Origin of the sequence: Solibacillus isronensis (genome assembly GCF_023715405.1) — a bacterium.
Taxonomy (GTDB): domain Bacteria; phylum Bacillota; class Bacilli; order Bacillales_A; family Planococcaceae; genus Solibacillus; species Solibacillus isronensis_B.
Window position 1 is genome coordinate 1,621,687 of the sequence record NZ_JAMBOC010000001.1, and the last position, 19,572, is coordinate 1,641,258.

17 protein-coding genes are annotated in these 19,572 nt (G+C 39.3%); all 17 read right to left on the reverse strand.

Going from position 1 to position 19,572, the window contains the following annotated elements; translation table 11 throughout:
• Positions 1-3: 3 nt before the first annotated feature.
• The 17 genes from M3166_RS08350 to M3166_RS08430 all read right to left on the reverse strand — a co-directional run bounded on the left by M3166_RS08350 (position 4) and on the right by M3166_RS08430 (position 19,461).
• Positions 4-2,118, reverse strand: a complete 2,115-nt coding sequence (locus tag M3166_RS08350; protein ID WP_251689104.1) for an HD family phosphohydrolase — start codon at positions 2,116-2,118, stop codon at positions 4-6.
• A 215-nt stretch (positions 2,119-2,333) separates the two neighbouring features.
• Positions 2,334-3,293 (reverse strand): PhoH family protein, encoded by a 960-nt coding sequence (locus M3166_RS08355; RefSeq protein ID WP_008403135.1) that lies wholly within the window; start codon positions 3,291-3,293, stop codon positions 2,334-2,336.
• 2 nt (positions 3,294-3,295) lie between these two features.
• A complete protein-coding gene (locus tag M3166_RS08360) occupies positions 3,296-4,405 on the reverse strand; it encodes a sporulation protein YqfD (protein WP_251689106.1) in 1,110 nt (369 codons plus the stop codon).
• Positions 4,402-4,638 (reverse strand): hypothetical protein, encoded by a 237-nt coding sequence (locus tag M3166_RS08365; protein WP_008403137.1) that lies wholly within the window; start codon positions 4,636-4,638, stop codon positions 4,402-4,404. Before M3166_RS08365 ends, M3166_RS08360 begins: the two co-directional genes overlap by 4 nt.
• A 285-nt stretch (positions 4,639-4,923) precedes the next feature.
• Positions 4,924-5,433: a hypothetical protein gene (locus M3166_RS08370; RefSeq protein ID WP_251689108.1), complete on the reverse strand. Its 510-nt coding sequence runs from the start codon at positions 5,431-5,433 to the stop codon at positions 4,924-4,926.
• Positions 5,434-5,813: 380 nt separating this feature from the next.
• Complete coding sequence (locus M3166_RS08375; protein ID WP_251689110.1) at positions 5,814-6,284, reverse strand: hypothetical protein; 471 nt, start codon at positions 6,282-6,284, stop codon at positions 5,814-5,816.
• A gap of 23 nt (positions 6,285-6,307) precedes the next feature.
• Positions 6,308-7,318, reverse strand: coding sequence for a flotillin-like protein FloA (gene floA / locus M3166_RS08380; RefSeq protein ID WP_251689112.1), 1,011 nt, complete (start codon positions 7,316-7,318; stop codon positions 6,308-6,310).
• 2 nt (positions 7,319-7,320) lie between these two features.
• Complete coding sequence (locus M3166_RS08385) at positions 7,321-8,649, reverse strand: NfeD family protein (protein ID WP_251689114.1); 1,329 nt, start codon at positions 8,647-8,649, stop codon at positions 7,321-7,323.
• A 313-nt stretch (positions 8,650-8,962) separates the two neighbouring features.
• Entirely contained in the window at positions 8,963-9,136 is a 174-nt protein-coding gene (gene rpsU / locus M3166_RS08390) for a 30S ribosomal protein S21 (RefSeq protein ID WP_004227078.1), read from the reverse strand.
• A gap of 108 nt (positions 9,137-9,244) precedes the next feature.
• Positions 9,245-9,913, reverse strand: a complete 669-nt coding sequence (gene deoC, locus M3166_RS08395) for a deoxyribose-phosphate aldolase (RefSeq protein WP_251689116.1) — start codon at positions 9,911-9,913, stop codon at positions 9,245-9,247.
• A 91-nt stretch (positions 9,914-10,004) separates the two neighbouring features.
• Positions 10,005-10,544, reverse strand: coding sequence for an adenylate cyclase (locus tag M3166_RS08400; protein WP_251689117.1), 540 nt, complete (start codon positions 10,542-10,544; stop codon positions 10,005-10,007).
• Between the two features lie 496 nt (positions 10,545-11,040).
• On the reverse strand, positions 11,041-12,390 hold the full coding sequence (gene mtaB / locus M3166_RS08405) for a tRNA (N(6)-L-threonylcarbamoyladenosine(37)-C(2))-methylthiotransferase MtaB (protein ID WP_251689119.1): 1,350 nt from the start codon (positions 12,388-12,390) through the stop codon (positions 11,041-11,043).
• A 192-nt stretch (positions 12,391-12,582) separates the two neighbouring features.
• Positions 12,583-13,596 carry a HEAT repeat domain-containing protein gene (locus tag M3166_RS08410; RefSeq protein WP_251689121.1) on the reverse strand — a complete coding sequence of 338 codons (1,014 nt, stop codon included), beginning with the start codon at positions 13,594-13,596 and terminating at the stop codon, positions 12,583-12,585.
• Positions 13,597-13,880: 284 nt separating this feature from the next.
• Positions 13,881-15,311 carry a glycosyltransferase family 2 protein gene (locus M3166_RS08415; RefSeq protein ID WP_251689123.1) on the reverse strand — a complete coding sequence of 477 codons (1,431 nt, stop codon included), beginning with the start codon at positions 15,309-15,311 and terminating at the stop codon, positions 13,881-13,883.
• 6 nt (positions 15,312-15,317) lie between these two features.
• Positions 15,318-16,361 (reverse strand): HEAT repeat domain-containing protein, encoded by a 1,044-nt coding sequence (locus M3166_RS08420; RefSeq protein WP_251689125.1) that lies wholly within the window; start codon positions 16,359-16,361, stop codon positions 15,318-15,320.
• A 1-nt stretch (position 16,362) separates the two neighbouring features.
• A complete protein-coding gene (locus M3166_RS19505; protein WP_251689126.1) occupies positions 16,363-17,217 on the reverse strand; it encodes a response regulator transcription factor in 855 nt (284 codons plus the stop codon).
• Between the two features lie 51 nt (positions 17,218-17,268).
• Positions 17,269-19,461: a hypothetical protein gene (locus M3166_RS08430; protein WP_251689127.1), complete on the reverse strand. Its 2,193-nt coding sequence runs from the start codon at positions 19,459-19,461 to the stop codon at positions 17,269-17,271.
• Between the last annotated feature and the right edge of the window lie 111 nt (positions 19,462-19,572).

Below are 19,572 nucleotides of genomic sequence, written 5' to 3' on the forward strand. Positions count from 1 at the left end.
CTATTATTCCTTTGGATATTCAATACGCGAGTGGAACGTTCCATTCAATGTTTCACATAATACGTCTTCTATCTTTTTCAGTTCTTTTAGCGAAATATCACATTCATCAAACTGGTCATCCTGTACACGATCCTGAATAATCGATTGCACAAGCTTCTGTATTTTCTCTGCATTTGGCTGCTGCATCGAACGGACTGCCGCTTCCACACTGTCCGCAATACTGATAATCGCGGCCTCTTTCGTCTGTGGCTTTGGACCCGGGTATCGGAATACACTTTCGTCCAATTCTTTCCCTTCTTCCCTAGCCTTAAACAAAAAGAATTTCAATGTGCTTGTCCCATGATGCTGTAGACAAATATCGATGATTTCCTGAGGCATTTTATGCTTTTTCAAGAGCTCTGCCCCATCCGTAGTATGCGCAATAATAATTTCCGCACTACTTTCGGGTGCCATCGTATCATGAGGGTTTGTCCCCATTTGGTTTTCAATGAAAAATAGAGGTCTTCGCGTTTTCCCTACATCATGATAATAGCAACCGACTCTTGCCAGCAAGCCATCAGCCCCGATTGCTTCACATGCCGCTTCAGCCAGATTCGCCACCATTATACTATGGTGATAGGTACCGGGTGTTTCCGTCAAAATTTTCTTTAACAGCGGGTGATTTGGATTCGATAATTCGATCAGACGCACGACCGATAAAAGTCCGAAAGCCGATTCGAAATATGGTAGCAGTCCCATCATTAAAGCACCGGATAATAATCCCGAAATAATGGCTGCAGCAACGTAAAATGCAACTTCCTTCATTCCGTAACCTGACTGTCCCATTAGAATATAAAATGTGATAAACACTATGTTAACAAGCGTTACAATACCAACCGCCTGCAAAATGTCTGTCCGTTTTTCCAGGCTGCGCATGAAAATAATCGATGAAAATCCCCCAAATAAAATGTAAAGCGCTGTATCCATCTGTAAAATACCTGATAATCCTTCATGAAAGATGATCCCTGCAGATGCTGCTGTAATGATCGTCACAATACTTGCGGTACGATCATTGGCCAGCACGCGGACAAGCATTGTCGCTAACGCTGACGGGAAAATGAAGGCAATCAACAGATCGAAATTCGTTGAAATCAGTGCGATCAGCTTCATCATAATTAGTGCAATTGCATACACAATGATTGTAACGAGCAGTTCATTGCGTTTTGAAGCAATGTCTTTTTCAGATCGATCAAACAGGACGAAAAGGAAAGACATTTGCAGTAAAATCAAAATGATTAACCCGGCAATCGGTTTAATCGATTCCTCACTGTCCAGCATCCCTAACAATTCAAGCTGGCGGTAAATTTCGCGTGTAATGACTTCGCCTTCCTGGACGATGATCTGTCCTTGCAAAATACGTGTCGGCTCAACCGCTTCCTTTGCCTGCTGTTTGGCAATCGCTGTTTTTTCATCATCGAGTACTTCAGTTTCAACGATAGCTGCACGACCAATGACAATCGCCAAGCTCATTAACCCTTCAGAAATTGAAGGCTGCTGACGGATTTTACTTTCCAGTTCATTTCGGTATGGCAGTAAGCTATCCTTACGAAGCGGATAATTTAAGTTCACTTCAACCAATGTCGCTAATGCATCACGTGTAGATTCAAGATTTGCTTGTGATGCACTTAATACATTCAACAACTGTGCATCTGATAAAATCAGATTTTGCTGATTATCAAAAATATCTTTTAACGCTGAACGCAGCATTTTTATTTGATCAGCTTGAGGTATTTCTTCCTCTGCCTTTGCAATCTCATCTTTCACATCTAATGCAATATCAAAAATGGTTGTCACAAAAGTTGCACGCTGACTAGGTACCTCATCTTTATATATGTATACAGGATCTACGGCTTTCTCCGCATTTTCCCTTTCTATTTCTGTCTTTACCGTATCTTCCACTGTTTTAGATGAACGAATGGTTTCCGGTGATAATTCAGTTAGCTGGATATCATATGTAACGCCACGAACATTATCAATCATCAGGAAAAACTGAAGAAGGGCAGTAGCTGCAAGTATAATGATTAATAGTGCGCGAAAGCTGATTAGTTGGATGAGCTTGTTAAATCTTTCTATGATCATGCACCTCCCTTTGTTTCTATGTACATTTTATCAAATTTATATGTTTGGTGTTACGAAAAGTACGTATGTTTTTCAAATAAATGTCTTTCTACCGATTAACGTTGACATCAATTCCTCCTTTTAGTTTATATACGTAAATTTTTCCAATAAGTTTCATGCTAATTTACCCAATAAAAAAACTTTCAACCTTACAATAAAAGTTGAAAGTTCCTTTTTTATAATTCCTGCTCTGTGTAAGCCTGGATGACTCTCGCTACTAATGGGTGACGGACTACGTCACCTTGCTCAAGTATTTGGAAGTGGATATCTTTTACATAGCGTAATGTACGCTCTGCAATAATCAGACCGGATTCCGTGTTTTTAGGTAAATCAATTTGTGTTTTATCACCTGTAATGACCATTTTCGAGCCAAAACCTAAACGTGTTAAGAACATTTTCATTTGCTGATGCGTTGTGTTTTGGGCTTCGTCTAAAATGACGAACGCATCATCCAATGTACGGCCACGCATATATGCTAACGGCGCGATTTCAATCGTCCCGCGCTCAATTAGGCGCTGCGTCTGTTCCTGTCCATAAATATCATGTAAGGCATCATAAAGCGGACGTAAATAAGGATCGACTTTTTCCTTCAAATCCCCCGGTAAAAATCCTAATGACTCTCCTGCTTCAACGGCAGGGCGTGTTAAAATAATACGTTTTACATGACCATTTTTTAATGCCTGTGTAGCCATCACAACCGCTAAATACGTTTTACCGGTTCCGGCTGGTCCAATTCCGAAAATCAGGTCTTTATGACGGATTGCCCGGATGTATTCGCGCTGTCCGATTGTTTTTGCACGTATCGGCTTGCCTTTTGTATTACGCGCAATTTCTTCATCATATAACTCCGCATAATACTCAATCGTGCCTTTACTGGCCATTTCAATGGCTGTTGATACATCACGCTGATCGATATTAATATTTTTTCGAATTACTTTCAATAACGCTTCTAAAACTGCATATGCTTGATTTTTCTTTTCTAAATCATCGCCTGCAATTTGTATTACTTCCCCACGCGTAATAATTTGTACGCTATAAGTTTCTTCAATCAATGTTATATTTGCATCTGACATTCCTAAAAGCATTACAGCTTCATTTGGATTGTCGATTTGGAGCTCAACATATTTTTCTGACATACTCATTCTCCTTGGTGAATTGGATGTGGTTGTGCGATATTTTCATTAATTAAATACAAGACTTTCCCTTTAACTGTATCATCATCACTGTTGACGTGCAAAAGTTTTTCTGCTTTAATGGCGGTTTCAAGCGGTAATGAAGAAATCATCTTTTCATGCAATAATGGCAAGATAATTGTTTCTACATCCTTTTCACTTATCTTTTCCTTTTTTTTATGAAACATTCGATAAGGCTTATAAGTCACAACAGACTTCAACGGTTCAATAGACATTTGTTCTATCGCTGTCCCGATCTTCTCCCAGTTTACGTCATATTTCCAGCCATGGTCATCCAATACTTCCATTTCGATTGTTTTAGGAACGGAAAACGATGTTTCAAGCCAGTAATCAACAAACACTTCGCCTTCAGCACCAATAACGATTTCTTTTTCACCATGCTGCAACACACCTGAAACGAGAATATCTCCCTTGTGTACCGTCATATTTTGCTCAACTTGACGAACACCGCGCTCAATTTGGAAATGAGTGACGACACCGCTGTTGTTCGCAACTAAATGCTGGTTCTTGTTCACTTTTGGAACCGGCTCAATCTTTGGCGCCAATTGCGGATTTATCGTAATTTTACTTCCATTTTTCATAATATGTACCCATGAAAACTCCCGAAACTCCTTCATCATCGTCTGTCGGATTTCATTATCGGATAAAAATGTTTTTTTCGGTACAGGAAACTCCACACCCATTTCCTTTTGTAAATAGAGTGCTACTTCATCTTCCAGTTCAATCGTGGCGGCATCAACTTCGACTTGCCATACAAACCGGGATAGTATGATCGGCAGGATGATTAACATGATGATACCAATCGCCGTAACCATATCTTTTTGCAGAATTCTCTCCGGCTCGCTGTAACGGATTGTAATTTTTACTTTCGCTTTTTTTCTTAGTCTGCGCAATAAAGACAAATTACTATGCGCCACTTGGAAAGTTATTTCGCTCTGTTTAAAAGTTAAATGAAAAACTCGGATTTTATGCTCTTTCATCAGCATAATAAAAGTGCTTGCTTCTTTAGATTGCTTTAGTTTGATTGTTATTAGCTTTTTATAGGATTTACTCATTTTGCATTCCGCTCAATCGTAAGCTTCTGCAGATTTTTACATTGAATTAAAAAACCTTCTTCGAATAAATGCTGGACTTCCACTTCCCCCGCATGAACATACATCGTAAAATCTTTCGTCGTGCAGTTATACTCAGTCGGGGTTACATCACCTATTGTATAGGAACCATCATAGCGGATATCCATAAAAGAGGTGATTTGCAATTTATTGTTTTTAGGAAATAAATTTTTCAATAAAAGCCTCCTTTTTACGTCACTATATGCTTAGAAAAAAGAAGGCATGTATAGATTATTTAATCCCGCTTTAACGGGTAGTAATTTATGTTCCTCGATTGTGCTGCTCTAGAGGCAAGACTACCAACTATGGCATAAAGCATAGGTGATCGACTACTACCCGTAAAAGCCCGATTGGTTAGGGCCAACACGATGTTGGTCACACAAGCGTTGTCACACGACGTGACGGTTTTAGCTTGTGTTCCTTTTAATCAATTGGAGCTAAAGCCCCAATTGATTGAAGTTTCACTTTATCGGAATTTCCCAGTTCGCAAAGTCTCCTAACGCATCACCGGAACTTTCACTTTCCGGCTCCTTAAATGCTGCTGGAACTTTTAAATTCAGAGATTTATTTTCATCGTATACATTCTGAGGAATTAAATAAGTCACATTAAAAGTCGTTTCCATTTGAGGGTTCACCATAATTTGTTCGTTCTCAACAGAAGACGACAACTGCTCTATATCTTCCTGCTCTGATGTTTGAATTGTAAAATCCGGCGTATAGTAAACAATTTGGCTGTACTCATTTTCAATATTGCCGTTAATTTCAAGCATTAATTCTCCCGGCTCTGCGGATACCTTTTGAATTTTATAGTCGAGCTTTAAAGTGACACCTTCCATATTATGTGTCAATGACTCCTCGCTTTCGTATACAGTAGCGGTTTCATCTGCCTCCGAAATTGATTCTTCCACTTCCTTACCGCATGCAGCAAGTACTAAAATAAGTATTAAAAATAACATCCATCTTTTTTTCATGTCTGTTTCCCCCTCTCATAATAGATATACCCGTTTCCTCAAAAATTTAGTTGCATGTTTTCATAAAGTCCGTTGATTTCCATTATTGGCGGACGCTTTTCGCTGGCACGGCTCGAGCCTGCAGTCTCTCACTTGGTGCTCCTGTCGCTTCGCTTTCGTCGAAAATAAATTTTGCTGTTCCCGCAGTAAGCTTGCTCGTAGCGAAAGGCGCTAGACGTCAGCGGATTTTTTTACAGTGTGAAAGGTGAAACCGACAGCATGAACCCTGCCACCGTCCATTCCAATCAACTCCTGTTCCACCATTAAATATCACCATTTCATTATATCCTATGTAAAAAAACTACCTATTCCCACATTACGTTGAAATAGGTAGTCTCGTATTATTTTCTTCTTGCTTTAGGTGGGCCCAGAACTTCTGTCATAATAATGGCCTGCATTAAATCACGTTTGCTCGATGGCACGACTTGGAAGGCTTCTGCTTCTTTTTTGGCCATCGCAACAATTGGACGCTCCTTTAATGAACGAGGATTATGGATCTTGTCAGTTACTGGTTCCACAATAGAGCGAGCAGCTTCAACAGGTTTTTCTACTTGATTAGGAAGCTCGCGTTCTACTCTTTGACTTACCGGTTTTACTTTTTCATTCAGCTGGCCGAATACTTCATTCGCAAAGTCCTCCAATGATTTCGGACGTCTTTGCTCTGTTCGGCGCTCAACTTCCTGTTTTCGAGGAGCAGGTTGACTGCTAAATGGCGGCATCTGATTTGATTCTTTTTTTTGCTGTTGTTCTTTACCTTTACCTAATAAAGAACTGACAATAAAGACAATCACCATAATGATAAGTCCTTCCATTTAGTGCTCACTCCCTTCCTCGATTATTTGTTTTTCGGATCTTTGTTGTTGTCGTCATTCGAAACTTTTGAGATTGAATCACGCATTGATGTGTCCGCCTGAATATTTTTGTAGTTCATGTAATCCATAATACCGAAGTTGCCAGAACGTAGCGCTTCTGCAAGAGCCATTGGAACTTCCGCCTCTGCTTCTACTACTTTCGCTTTCATTTCCTGAACTTTTGCAATCATCTCTTGCTCGCTTGCTACGGCCATTGCACGACGCTCTTCGGCTTTAGCCTGAGCGATGTTTTTATCTGCCTGTGCTTGCTCGATTTGAAGCTCGGCACCGATGTTTTTACCGATATCAACGTCCGCAATATCGATCGATAGAATTTCGAATGCTGTACCAGAGTCTAAACCTTTAGATAAAACCGTTTGAGAAATTAAATCCGGGTTTTCCAGTACTTTTGAATGTGATTCACTAGAACCTAGTGTCGATACGATACCTTCACCAACACGGGCAACGATTGTTTCTTCACCAGCACCACCGACTAAGCGGTCCAGGTTTGCACGTACTGTAATACGTGCTTTTGCTTTTACTTCAATCCCGTTCATCGCAACACCGGCAATAAATGGTGTTTCAATAACTTTAGGGTTAACCGACATTTGTACCGCTTCTAATACGTCACGGCCAGCTAAATCGATTGCTGCTGCACGTTCAAATGTTAATTCAATATTCGCTCGGTGTGCCGCAATTAATGCGTTGACAACTCGGTCTACGTTACCACCTGCTAAATAGTGTGATTCCAATTGGTTAATTGTTACTTCTAAACCGGCTTTATGAGCCTTAATTAACGGATTCACGATACGTGACGGAATTACTCGACGTAAACGCATTCCGACTAATGTGAAAATACTTACTCTTACACCTGCTGCTAGTGCACTAATCCATAGTGCAACCGGAACAAATGTGAAAAATACTGCCAGGATAATAAATGCAATGACTAATCCGACAATTAATGTAATTGTTCCTGCATCTGCCAACATATTCATACTTATTCTCCACCTCTTCCAATAAATTCTCTTACGACAATACGAGAGCCTTCTACTTTCACTACTTCAACTGTTTTACCAGCATCAATATAGCCGCCCTGTGTTACAACATCCAGACGGTCCTGATCAACAATAACGGTCCCTGATGGTCGCAACGGCGTAATAGCCTGCCCTGTCTTGCCTATTAATTCAATTCGGTTTTTGTTTGAAACATAACCTTCTTCCGTCGTCGTTGCATCTCTCAGCACGAGACGGTTGAACATATGCAACTTTTTCCCGAAGAATTTCATAAGTATCACCATTCCTATACCTGCAATTATCATTGCGATTAAAATCGAATAAGCCATATGAACAAAGCTTTCCCCTGCAAAAAGCAAACTTCCTATCATTAAAGCGCCACCGATAATACCTATTATGCCACCTGGTACAAATAGCTCGGCAATGAGTAAAATAAGTCCGATTACAAAAATGATGACTGTTTCATATCCGGCAAAACCTGCAATCGTATGTCCAAAGAAGAACATACCTAACGAAGCAAGCCCCATTGTCCCAGCAACACCAAAGCCTGGTGAATACAGCTCAACAACTAATCCGATACTTGCAATCGACAGTAAGATAGGAACGATAATCGGATTTGTAATAAAGCGCGCCAGCTTTTCAGCAAATGTTTGCTCAATTGTTACTACTTCGCTGCCATCAAGGTTGGTTTTTTCAAGCAGTTCCGTTATCGATGCAACAGTGCCTTCGGAGTACTTAACTTTTTCCGCATCTTTCGCAGTTAGTGTTAGGAGCTTTCCTTTCGGGGCTCTTAGGTCAGGCAGATCATAATCGTTTCTGACCATTGCCTTCGCATATTTAGGGTCCCTTCCGGAGTTTTCCGCAGCAGATGACATTTTAGCAAGCCAATCGCTTTCCGCCTTTTCTCCCGCTGTGTTACCGGAAGAATCGATGACCGCTGCAGCACCCATTGTTGCATTAGGTGTCATATAAATTTCATCTGCATGTAAAGCAATGAATGCACCAGCAGACAGCGCATCTGAATTGATGAATGCAATAATCGGTATATCAATTTCATCCATCAGCCTGCCGATCTCCGAAGCCGCAGTAACAAATCCGCCCGGTGTATGCATATTTAGAATAATCGCTTCTGCATTATTATCTTTTGCTTCATCGAATCCACGCTTTAAATGCTCCACCAAACCTTTTTCAATTTCATTATTGATGGAGATTTCATACACTTTACCATCTGCAAATGCCGTTAAAGAAGGAAACATTAATACGAATGACATGACCATCAGAAAAATCCAACTAATCCCTTTCGTTCGTCTCAATTTTATCACCCCTTTAGCTAAGTTATGTACAGTTAATTCTACGGATGAGATGAAGAAAAGTTTCAAACTTTTTTATAAAACTTGAAAAAACTTACTTCACTATTATTTGCTAACATATACCAAGTATACGGTACAAGTTGCAGATTATTAAAACTTTCTCGAAAACGCTTTCTTTTTCTTCTCTATTATGGGTGATTTTGAGAATAAATACAAATACCCCGCAGTTATATAAATAACTGCGGGGTATATCATTTGTCTGCTCAGTTAAATCTGAAAATTGCGTGTTATGAACGTAGGGTTTTTACAGGGAAAATTACCACTTACGTTTACGTGCAGCTTCTGATTTCTTTTTACGTTTAACGCTAGGTTTTTCGTAGAACTCGCGCTTTCTAACTTCCTGAATTGTACCTGATTTTGATACAGTACGTTTGAAGCGACGAAGAGCATCTTCAAGCGATTCGTTTTTGCGAACGACAGTTTTTGACATCTCTCTTTCCCTCCCTCCGAACACACGTCAGTACATGCTAACATTTAGTTAATGTGTACTAAAGTAGTATAGCGTATCCTTAAAAAAGAGTCAACAAAAACTATCGAATTAGTAATTAGAATCTGATTTTAGACCATTCATGATAGCAACACCAGAAGAAGCACCAATACGAGTAGCGCCATTTTCAATCATAAGTTGCATATCTTCTAAGCTACGAACACCGCCAGAAGCTTTTACTCCAAGATCAGGACCAACTGTTTTACGCATTAATGCGATATCTTCAACTGTCGCTCCGCCTGTAGAGAATCCAGTAGAAGTTTTAACGAAATCTGCTCCTGCTTCAACAGAAAGTTCGCAAGCTTTTACTTTTTCTTCATCCGTTAATAGGCAAGTTTCAATAATTACTTTTACTAATGTACCATTTGCAGCATCTACTACTGCTTTGATGTCATCACGAACTAAATCGTAGTTGCCGTCTTTTAGAGCACCGATATTAATAACCATATCAATTTCGCCAGCACCATTTGCAATCGCGTCTTTTGTTTCGAATGCTTTTACTGCAGATGTTGTAGCACCTAACGGGAAGCCGATTACTGTACATACTTTAACTTCTGTACCAGCTAATTGCTCTGCACTGAATTTCACCCATGTAGGGTTTACACATACTGAAGCAAATCCGTATTGCTTCGCTTCTGCACAAATTTTTTCTACTTGATCTTTTGTAGATTCAGCTTTTAATAAAGTATGATCAATCATTACTGCATAATTTCGAGTCATTTCTCATTACTCCTTTTACTAAACATTAGTTGTCCGTACATCTATAGTTTAGCATGTATTTTAATTGACGCAAATTATCAGACAACTTAAATTATTCGTCTGAATAGGCGAATTTTGTACGAATAATTTTTCTGTCCAAAGGTTCACCGGCATCTGTGACATACTGAATATTTAACTCAGGATTATGACGATGGACTAACTGGTACGTTAAAATATTTTTAATTAAATGCTCCTGTGCCAAATCAAACGCTTCTTGCCCTAAAAGAGTATCGTCCGATAATACAATTTCCCAATTCGAATAGTTTTCATTTGCATCGATATGCGTAATTCCATCTTCTGTACTTTTCTCACTTGTTTCTTTGTACTGCTCCAGGAATTGTTCTGTTTGGTGCGCAATTTCAGATAGCTGTTGCTTGTTCATTCCCAAAGAAACGACACCATTTGGCTGAATTGTTTTATAAACATCCGATGCTTTGTACTCAATATTTAGCGAGCCGTAATGTCTTGCTACTTCTGTAGGAATATTGACTTCCACCATAGCCGATTCACTTTCTACTGTTGGTTCTTCCTTTTTCTCCGTGCAACCATATAAAATAAATAGAATTGCAGCAAACATCCATATTTTCTTCATATAAATTGCTCACCTTCTTTGCTTGTAATCGGGATAAACATACATTATGTTCCGAATAATAGTGTTGGCTTGTCTTCCTCATAATATACTTAAACTTCCATAAGTTTACGACTAACTTTTTGTAAATTAATATGCTGCATAAAAGTACACGATGTTTCGCCCGATTATGAAAACTTGCGCACACTATTTTTTCTACCCTATTTTATTGGAAGTAAAAAAGAGCCGGCTAATTTAGTGCCTGCTTCTTAGCCGTTGTTCTTCGTTACGGCGGACGCTTTCCTGGGGGCACGAGGCCAACACGAAGTTGGTCACAAAAGCGTTGCCACAGGACGTGGCGTTCTTAGCTTTTGTTCCTTATCTCAGGCGTCGTGCTTATCCCCAAGGAGTCGCCGCCTTCACTCCGAACAACTAGTTAACCTTTTATATCAAGTAAATTCGTCTAAAACAAAAAGAAGGATTGCACTGTGCAATCCCTCTTTCTTTAAAAAGCGTACTATTAAATTGCTTGGCCTTCCAATACGCGAACGAATTGTCCTTCGTTGTATGGGTAGCCTGCTTTCGTAATTTTAACTTTTACAAGTTGGCCGACCATTTCTTCAGTGCCTTCGAAAATTACTTTTAAGTAGTTCGTTGTATAGCCGACATATAAGTTTTCATTGTCGCCATCTTTAAAGCGTTCTTCCGGAATAACTTCCAGTACTTCCCCTTCAAAACGGGAAGAATATTCTTTTGCAAGCTGATCATTCAGTGCAATCAAACGGTGAACGCGTTCATTTTTAATTTCTTCATCAATTTGATCGTCCATTCTCGCTGCAGGTGTACCTGTACGTTGAGAGTACGGGAATACATGAAGCTCAGAGAATTTGTGGTCACGGATAAAGTTATATGTTTCCATAAACTCTTCTTCCGTTTCACCTGGGAAACCTACGATTACGTCAGAAGTAACCGCCAAGTCAGGTAAAGCGATTTTCAGCTTTTCCAGACGCTCTGCGAAAAACTCCATCGTATATTTACGACGCATACGTTTTAATACCGTATCTGAACCCGATTGAATCGGAATGTGCAAATGGTTTACAACAATTTCAGAGTTTTGCAGTACTTCAATCACTTCATCTGTTAATTGAGATGCTTCGATTGAAGAAATACGTAAACGTTTCAAGCCTTTTACCTGTGCTTCCAAGTCACGTAACAGCTGCGCTAAGTTATAGTCTTTGAAGTCTTGTCCGTATCCGCCTGTGTGGATACCTGTTAGGACGATTTCCAAATAACCCGCATCAACAAGCTGCTGAGCCTGACGAATAACTTCTTCCGGATCACGTGAACGCATTAAGCCGCGCGCCCAAGGAATGATACAGAACGTACAGAAGTTATTACAGCCTTCCTGGATTTTCAGCGAGGCACGAGTACGGTCTGTAAATGCCGGTACATCCAATTCCTCATACACACGGTTTTTCATAATATTACGTACCGCATTGATTGGCTGGCGCTCGTTGCGATATTGATCGATATATCCAAGCATTTTCTCGCGGTCCTGAGTACCCACAACGATATCGACCCCTGGGATTGCCATAATTTCAGCCGGTGATGTTTGTGCATAACAGCCTGTTACACAAATAACCGCATCCGGATTTTGACGGATAGCACGGCGAATCACTTGACGTGATTTTTTATCGCCAGTGTTCGTTACTGTACAAGTATTAATAACATAAACGTCCGCTTGATGATCGAACTCAGTACGCTCGTATCCTTGCTCTTTAAATAGTTGCCAAATTGCTTCTGTTTCATAGTGGTTTACTTTACACCCTAATGTATGTAGAGATACGGTTTTCGTACGTTCGTAACTCATAATTTATATCATCCTTTCAAGGTTAGCACTTATCTATTTTACTCCGGTGAATTGCCTCTTTTAGTCGACCGGTAGCATGCTCTTCATTCACTTGATGAAGAAAAATATCAACGTGTTTTATAATAGCACAAATCGCTATACAAAGCCTATTTTTTTAACTACTTGTTAAATTACTGGATTCTTCCGTTTGTACTAGTTAGAACGGATATGTTCTTCATTGTCGGATACCTGTTGCAGTATCGCCTGTCCATCCGGTAAACCCATCAGCGATAAAGCAGCCTGTTTTCGAACATTGCTGTTTGGATCAAGCATTAACTTTTTTAGATAAGTGTATGAATCGTCCTCTTTGACAAAACGTAAAATTTCCGCCAGCAATAGACGCTCTTCCCAATGTGTTGAATCGGCAAATTCTTCATAATGCTTCACATGCGAAATTTCGCCATACGATGAAATTGCTCTTAATGCACGAAGACGGATACCCGCACATTCGGAAGTCAGTAACTGTTCAAATAATGAAAGGTAGGAAGGGTCCAAGTTCCTGTTCAGGCATGAGAACTCCAGGAACGCTAATTTCAGCTGCATCGGCAATTCTTCAAAATGATCTTTAAAGTAGTCACAATAACTATCCTCAATATTCGATAGCAACAAATGGTACTCGTTATCATAAAAAGTCAATCTCGGCTTGTACATATGCGCCAAAAATAAATTTCTATTATATTTCGCTGCAACCTTTAACATTAATAAATATTCTTCCATAGACCCTGTACGATTGTCTTTTAGTCGGCGTTCGATTAACGGCACTAAAAATTCCAGATCCAGAATCAGTGTGCGCTGCAAAGCATGAAGACGGTCAGCTTCATCACGACTCATCAATTGCTTTGTATAATAGTTTTTCATATTTAATGCAGCATATGTTGAAGCTCTCTCCAGGATCTCTTCTTTATTCATCGATGTAACATATGAAACAAAAATAGAATCAACTGCCGCCAGCTCATCCTTTGTAGTTGAATGATTCCGAAGAGGTTTGTTTAAAACTAAATAATTATACCAGTCCCTCTCATTTTGCTGGATATAGTTATTTATTTTATTGAAGGAGTGTTTCTTCCTGTTCATTCGATAAATCGCAAAAAAGTAAATACATAATAGAATAAAAAGCATTACACTACAGATAATTAAGATCCCTGTTAAAATTTCTTCAATTTTCATTAGTATCGCGACCCTCTCAATCTGTTTTCCATGTTAATTACTAATATATCACCTTTTTTCATTATGTTTATACATCCAATTTTTTCTCCTGTCTCCAATATAGTATTTATAATTGAAATTTGCTCCATTTTCTGTCCATTTAAGTAATTTAAATATAAAAACGCGGATTAATATGTATACATTTTCTATTAGAAAACGGGAGGATAACTCCCCTTCTTCCAATAATAAAGAGTAAACAGCCAAAATAGACGGAGATTTTCCGCCTATCGACTTAGTCTATAATATTAAATATCATTTGTTTTCTTTTGCAATCCAGATCGCGTTAAGCTTCCCCAATCGTTTTTTCCCCGAATAAAATACCAGAATCCTTGAAGGCGGAAAATAACCATTAGCGGACGGAACCAGAACACTTCCGATAAAGAATACAATAATAGTTTTACCGAATCCCGGATACGTGGATAAGTGCCCATACTCCATGCTTCCAGCAAAATAGAAAACATCGAAATGACGGTACTGTAAATTAAAAACAGGACAAATAAAGTAAGAGCCGATTCCAAATATATGTTCCCAATTACAAATGATAAAATGACATATATATATCCCAATAGTTCAACAATCGGGCCGATTAATTCAATAAATACAAAATACGGAACAGATATGAGACCGATTTGTTTGTATTTCGGATTGAGCAGCATCCCACGGTTCAGCATAAGACTGCTTAACAGCCCCTGATGCCATCGTCTCCGCTGTGTTTTTAAATCCTTTAGATTATCCGGGGCCTCTGTCCAGCATACCGGATCGGGAATAAATTCAATCGATTTTTTTATTTTATTCTTCAGTAAATAGTTGTGCAGCCGGACGACCAGTTCCATATCTTCGCCGATCGTATTCTTATTGTAGCCACCGACTTTTATTGTATATTCTTTCGAAAAGACACTAAACGCACCGGAAATAATTAATAATAAATTAAAACGGCTCAGCGCAATTCTTCCCATATAAAATGCACGTAAATATTCAATAATCTGCATGACGACAATCGGATTATTCGGTACAACCGATTTCAATACACTGCCGTACTCGATTTCTGAACCGTTTGCTATACGCACACTTCCCCCTGCAGCAATGACTTTCCCGTTAGACGAGACAATTGGCTTCATCACTTGCAGCAATGATTTAGTGGATAAAATCGAATCACCGTCAATCGAGCAAAAATAAGGAAATCTCGATACATTAATGCCTGCATTTAAAGCATCCGCCTTCCCTCCATTCTCCTTGTCCACCAAAACAATATTATAATGGAGTTTTGAATGATAAATGCCCCTTACCTTCGCTGACGGCAACTGATTTTGCACGGTCCGGAAAACAGGCTCCATATGAAAAGCGTCAATCACTGTCTGCAATGTCGAGTCTTTCGAACCATCGTTGACAATTACGATTTCGTATTGCGGGTATTCAAGGGTCAATAACGATTGAACCGTACTGATAATACCGATTTCCTCATTATAAGCAGGAACAATGATTGATACAGGCTTCGAGTAAACGGCATTCAAATTTACCTTGCCTTCCAAATGTTTATCCAGATTCCTGTCTTTTCTCAGCTGAAAAAAAGCAAAGATCAGCATTAATGTATAGATCACAATAACAAATAACATATATATAAAGATTAATGAACTGAACACTTCGTTAAACCAATAAAGTATTGTTTCTGAATTCATGTATCATCACCCTAACTTCATGACTTCCCTTGCTATATCCGCCGCATACAAATCTTTTTTACTATCGATTATTTGCTGCAATATTAATTGTCCCTTTGGCATATTCAATAATGATAAGGCCGCCTGTTTACGTACTTGCCAATTCGAATCGGCTATTAGCAGCTCAAGAGCTTGATAGGATTTCTCCTCTTTTACAAACCGCAATATTTTCGCCATCATCAGCCTCTCCTCCCAGCTGGCAGAATCAACAAAGCGCTCATACAGCTGCAGATTCGAAATCATTCCGAATGAGGCAATCGCTTTTAGAACCCGGATTCTTAACTCCTGATTGTCCGATATTAACAAACGCTCATAGAAAGAGAGAGAATCATTACTTACATTTGTGCTTAAACTCAGATAATCAAGAAGAGCAAGTTTCAGCACGATTGGCAAGGCATCAAAATGATTTGTGAAATAGTCGATATACCCTTCATCAATCGTCGATAACAAAAGTTTATATTCATAGTCATTCAACGGTAATTTCGGTTGATAAACATGGGCATAAAACAAATTCCGATTATATTTCGCGACTACCCGCAACATTAGTAAATATTCTTCCATCTCATAATCACGTTTGTGTTTTAAATGCTGCTCAATAATCGGTACTAAAAAATCCAGTTCAAGCAATAATGTACGCTGCAAAACATTCAGACGGACCGATCGATCACGGCTTTTTATTTGCTCGATATAGTAATCCTGCATATTCAATGAAGCGTATTCGGAAACTTTCTTGTGAATCGTCTCATTGTTGAGTGTAGTCAAATAAGAAACAAACAAATGATCAATCGCCTTCATTGTAATATTATTTTCCGGCCGGTGATCCAGCGGTTTATCATAAACAAGATAGTTATACCACTCGGTTTTATATTGTTCGAAATATACATTCATCTTTTCATTGATCCGATTTCTTTCCATCCCTTTATATACTAAATACATAAATATACAGAAAATAATGATCAGCATGATGATGCCGACTATGACCGACCCGATTAAAAATTGACGATTAATCATATTAACGCGACCTTCTCAAATGATTTTTGATGCGGATTTCAAATATTTTCAAGTTAAAGGGACGGACAAAGTAAGCATCAGCACCATTTTCAAGGCAGTAAAGCTGGGCTTCTTCAGAATTACGAGTTGATATAAATAAAATCAAATACTTTTGATCATTAGGTAAACCGCGCAGAAAATGCAATACCTCAAAACCATTTTTCCTTGGTAATATATCATTCAGCACGACAATATGAGGATGCTCACTTCGGTACCAGTCTGATTCCATAAATTCAAGTCCGTCATTAAACACCCGGACCTCCAAATCCTGTTCAGCGGTTTCCAGATTATGAAACAGATTCGAAAAGATCGATTGTGTAATATGGTCATTTTCGATTATGCTTACTTTCATCTTGATTCGCTCTTTTTCCATAAAATGAGGAATAGCTATCATTTGTGTCTCTGAAAAATCCAGGCTCATCACCTTTTTCTCACCAACATCCAGAACTTCTTCAAGGGGATGAGAAGAATTTGCAATTTCTGCAATTACAGCTACAAGCGGCATTTTTAATGGTGACATCGCAGTTTGAAGCCGACCAAGAAATGATTTGGATTCCATTACTTTGCTGATTGTCAGTACCAAAATGACATATTGTTTTGACTGATGGGCAAACACAAAATCTGATTTTCTTAAATTTTCTTTTACTACCTGATAGAAATCTTCGTAACTCACAGCAGCTTCCTCTGAATATTTCACGAAAACAAACGTAAAATGAATTCCCTTTTTTCTTATATAAGCTAGCTGCAAATCATAGAGTTTCTTTAAACCTTGAAAATTTCCAATCCCATTACTAAACTGACTCGTCGTTACTTCCACCTGTATTTCACCCCTATTCACGCAGATAATCTGATCATTGCTGTTCACGATTCATTGAATATTTAAGAATTTTTCCTGCAAAATATAATACGATTCCTTCAAACGTTCCTTATATTCCGGAAGAGTCCAGCCTTCCCATGTATAGCTTTTCAGGTCTGACTTATTTGCCGGGACACTCAGTTTCGCTTCATCATTTTTGATCATCAATAGCCCAACTTCAATCCCTTCTGTAATTTCCCTAGTCATCTCCTCATTCGCATACAAATCAGCCCATACTTCCCGACGGCTAGGATCGGTAAAGTTCAGCAATAGCCACGGAATACGGATTTCCACAACACCAGCCGCTTCATTGACTTCATAATCGGCAAGTGAATCATAATCCGGGCTTTCCGGATTGCCGTTTCCTTTCCTCAGCTTTCCAGTCTCGTATTTTTCAAATGGATAGGTCTCATCGAGTATTGGAATCGTCAGCTGTTTATTCAGTGCATACTCAATAGGGTTAAATTGCCCGCTGTTTTTTTGAGTTACACCTTCAAATGGAACTTGCTCCAAAAGTTCACCATATAGTTTCTGAAACAGATCATAGTACGCATCCACTTCCAATCTGCTGTTTTCCTCATCTTTAATCGCGAGTACAAAATCCGCTTCGTTTAACAGCGGATAACCTTTATACGACGAATTCCCTTGGTTTTTTACTGTACTGAAGTAAATCAATGGATAATAATCATTTGAAAACTCCACATTTTTTGCATCTAGCCGTAAATATAAATACCGTTCATCAGAATCCATAAACATGTTCAGCTGTTCGGTTTCATACACCGCTTTTTTACCTGACCAGTCCGATGTATCCCCATCTACTTTTATTTTCAATGTATCAAAGCTGAGCAGTCCGAATTGCTGTTCATTCGTTTGCGCATTTGACCAAAATGGCCGTTGATCCGGATTATCGAGATCCATCGTATTCCACGTCCTTTTGAACCATTCATCCTGCCAGGAGAATACTAAACCACCAAGCATGCCTTCGTGCAGAATATCTTCATAGAGACTGACTAAATATTCTCCTTGCTGACGCTCTGTCACAAAGCCCTGATTCCAGCCAAACGGATTTTTATGGGTCATTCCCCGTGAAGCCGGGATGCCGAATTCCGATATTAGAATCGGCAATCTGTGCGCTTTCTTCAGATCATTCAAATACGCGGCATAGTTGTTTGGTTTACCGCGATGGTCGATATACTGCAAATACTCAGGGGTAAAGTTCATAAAATCAGGGTAATACGGATACACATGATAATTTGCAAATTGACCAACTTGCTGAATTTCGTTTTTTTCATAAATAACGTTCGGGTTTACCGACGTCATATCTTCCTCTTCACTCGGTTCATACGGATGGTCGAGTAAATCAGTCGTTACCCAATTCGTAAAACTGAATGGGCGCATCCAACTGTATTGCTCTATTTCGTACTTGGCCGCATACTCCATTTGTTCCGCAAGCCATATTTCAAATGGCGCTGCGTCCTTTGTCGCAAAATACCTGCCGTCGAATTGAGGCTTGCCATTATATTTTTCATTCACAGATTGAACTGCCTGCGGATACCATTCGATACCGATCATCCACCCTATTACATACGGAGCAACATTGGCAGTATAGCTCCCCGATGCATGACCAGGCTGATGTTCAATTTCTGCATTGCCGTGAAGAATATCGATAATATTTTTCATTTCCTTTTGGAACTTCTCCGTCGGTTCACCATATACATCCAACTGCTCAATCACCGGTTCTTCTTCGAGCCATACCCCATGGAACAAGTAAATCGGTTGTTCATGCGACTCATTGTATTCGAGCAACGCTTCATAGAATGCAGGTGGATGTATTGTGTAAATTCGAATAGCGTTTGCATGCATTTCACCGATTGACTTAAGCCATCCCGAATAATCTTCTTTGGTAATGCCAGCTTCACCTGGGAATAGACCCGGTTTTGCCATCCCGATATTTACCCCTTTAATCGTCATTTTCTGCCATACGCCGTTTTGCAACACTTCATATTTATCGTTCAATATCCGGGCAATATAGGCAACCCCCTGCTCATAGACCGGTTCAACCGATGTTTTGGCTATTTGTTTTGAGTTCGGGGAATCCACGTTAACATCATCTCTTTCTGAAACGGATTGATTATTCATTAGATAAATCGCGAGCGGAACCGAAATGAGAAGCAGTAATCCAAGTAAAATCAACTTTTTCTTCAACAACGCCACCTGCCATTATTCAAAATAATTTAAAAGGGAAAGAATTACTTTATTGTTTCTCTTCCCCTTAAACACGGAGGAGAAACAGAAAATGGCTGATAGAAAAGGAAA

Coding starts and splice junctions, on each gene's coding strand:
- floA (WP_251689112.1), bottom strand. CDS start 7,318: ATGAATATGTTGGCAGATGCAGGAACAATTACATTAATTGTCGGATTA.
- M3166_RS08410 (WP_251689121.1), bottom strand. CDS start 13,596: ATGAAAATTGAAGAAATTTTAACAGGGATCTTAATTATCTGTAGTGTA.
- M3166_RS08355 (WP_008403135.1), bottom strand. CDS start 3,293: ATGTCAGAAAAATATGTTGAGCTCCAAATCGACAATCCAAATGAAGCT.
- M3166_RS08350 (WP_251689104.1), bottom strand. CDS start 2,118: ATGATCATAGAAAGATTTAACAAGCTCATCCAACTAATCAGCTTTCGC.
- M3166_RS08420 (WP_251689125.1), bottom strand. CDS start 16,361: ATGATTAATCGTCAATTTTTAATCGGGTCGGTCATAGTCGGCATCATC.
- M3166_RS08400 (WP_251689117.1), bottom strand. CDS start 10,544: ATGAAGAAAATATGGATGTTTGCTGCAATTCTATTTATTTTATATGGT.
- rpsU (WP_004227078.1), bottom strand. CDS start 9,136: ATGTCAAAAACTGTCGTTCGCAAAAACGAATCGCTTGAAGATGCTCTT.
- mtaB (WP_251689119.1), bottom strand. CDS start 12,390: ATGAGTTACGAACGTACGAAAACCGTATCTCTACATACATTAGGGTGT.
- M3166_RS08370 (WP_251689108.1), bottom strand. CDS start 5,433: ATGAAAAAAAGATGGATGTTATTTTTAATACTTATTTTAGTACTTGCT.
- deoC (WP_251689116.1), bottom strand. CDS start 9,913: ATGACTCGAAATTATGCAGTAATGATTGATCATACTTTATTAAAAGCT.
- M3166_RS08360 (WP_251689106.1), bottom strand. CDS start 4,405: ATGAGTAAATCCTATAAAAAGCTAATAACAATCAAACTAAAGCAATCT.
- M3166_RS08375 (WP_251689110.1), bottom strand. CDS start 6,284: ATGGAAGGACTTATCATTATGGTGATTGTCTTTATTGTCAGTTCTTTA.
- M3166_RS08415 (WP_251689123.1), bottom strand. CDS start 15,311: ATGAATTCAGAAACAATACTTTATTGGTTTAACGAAGTGTTCAGTTCA.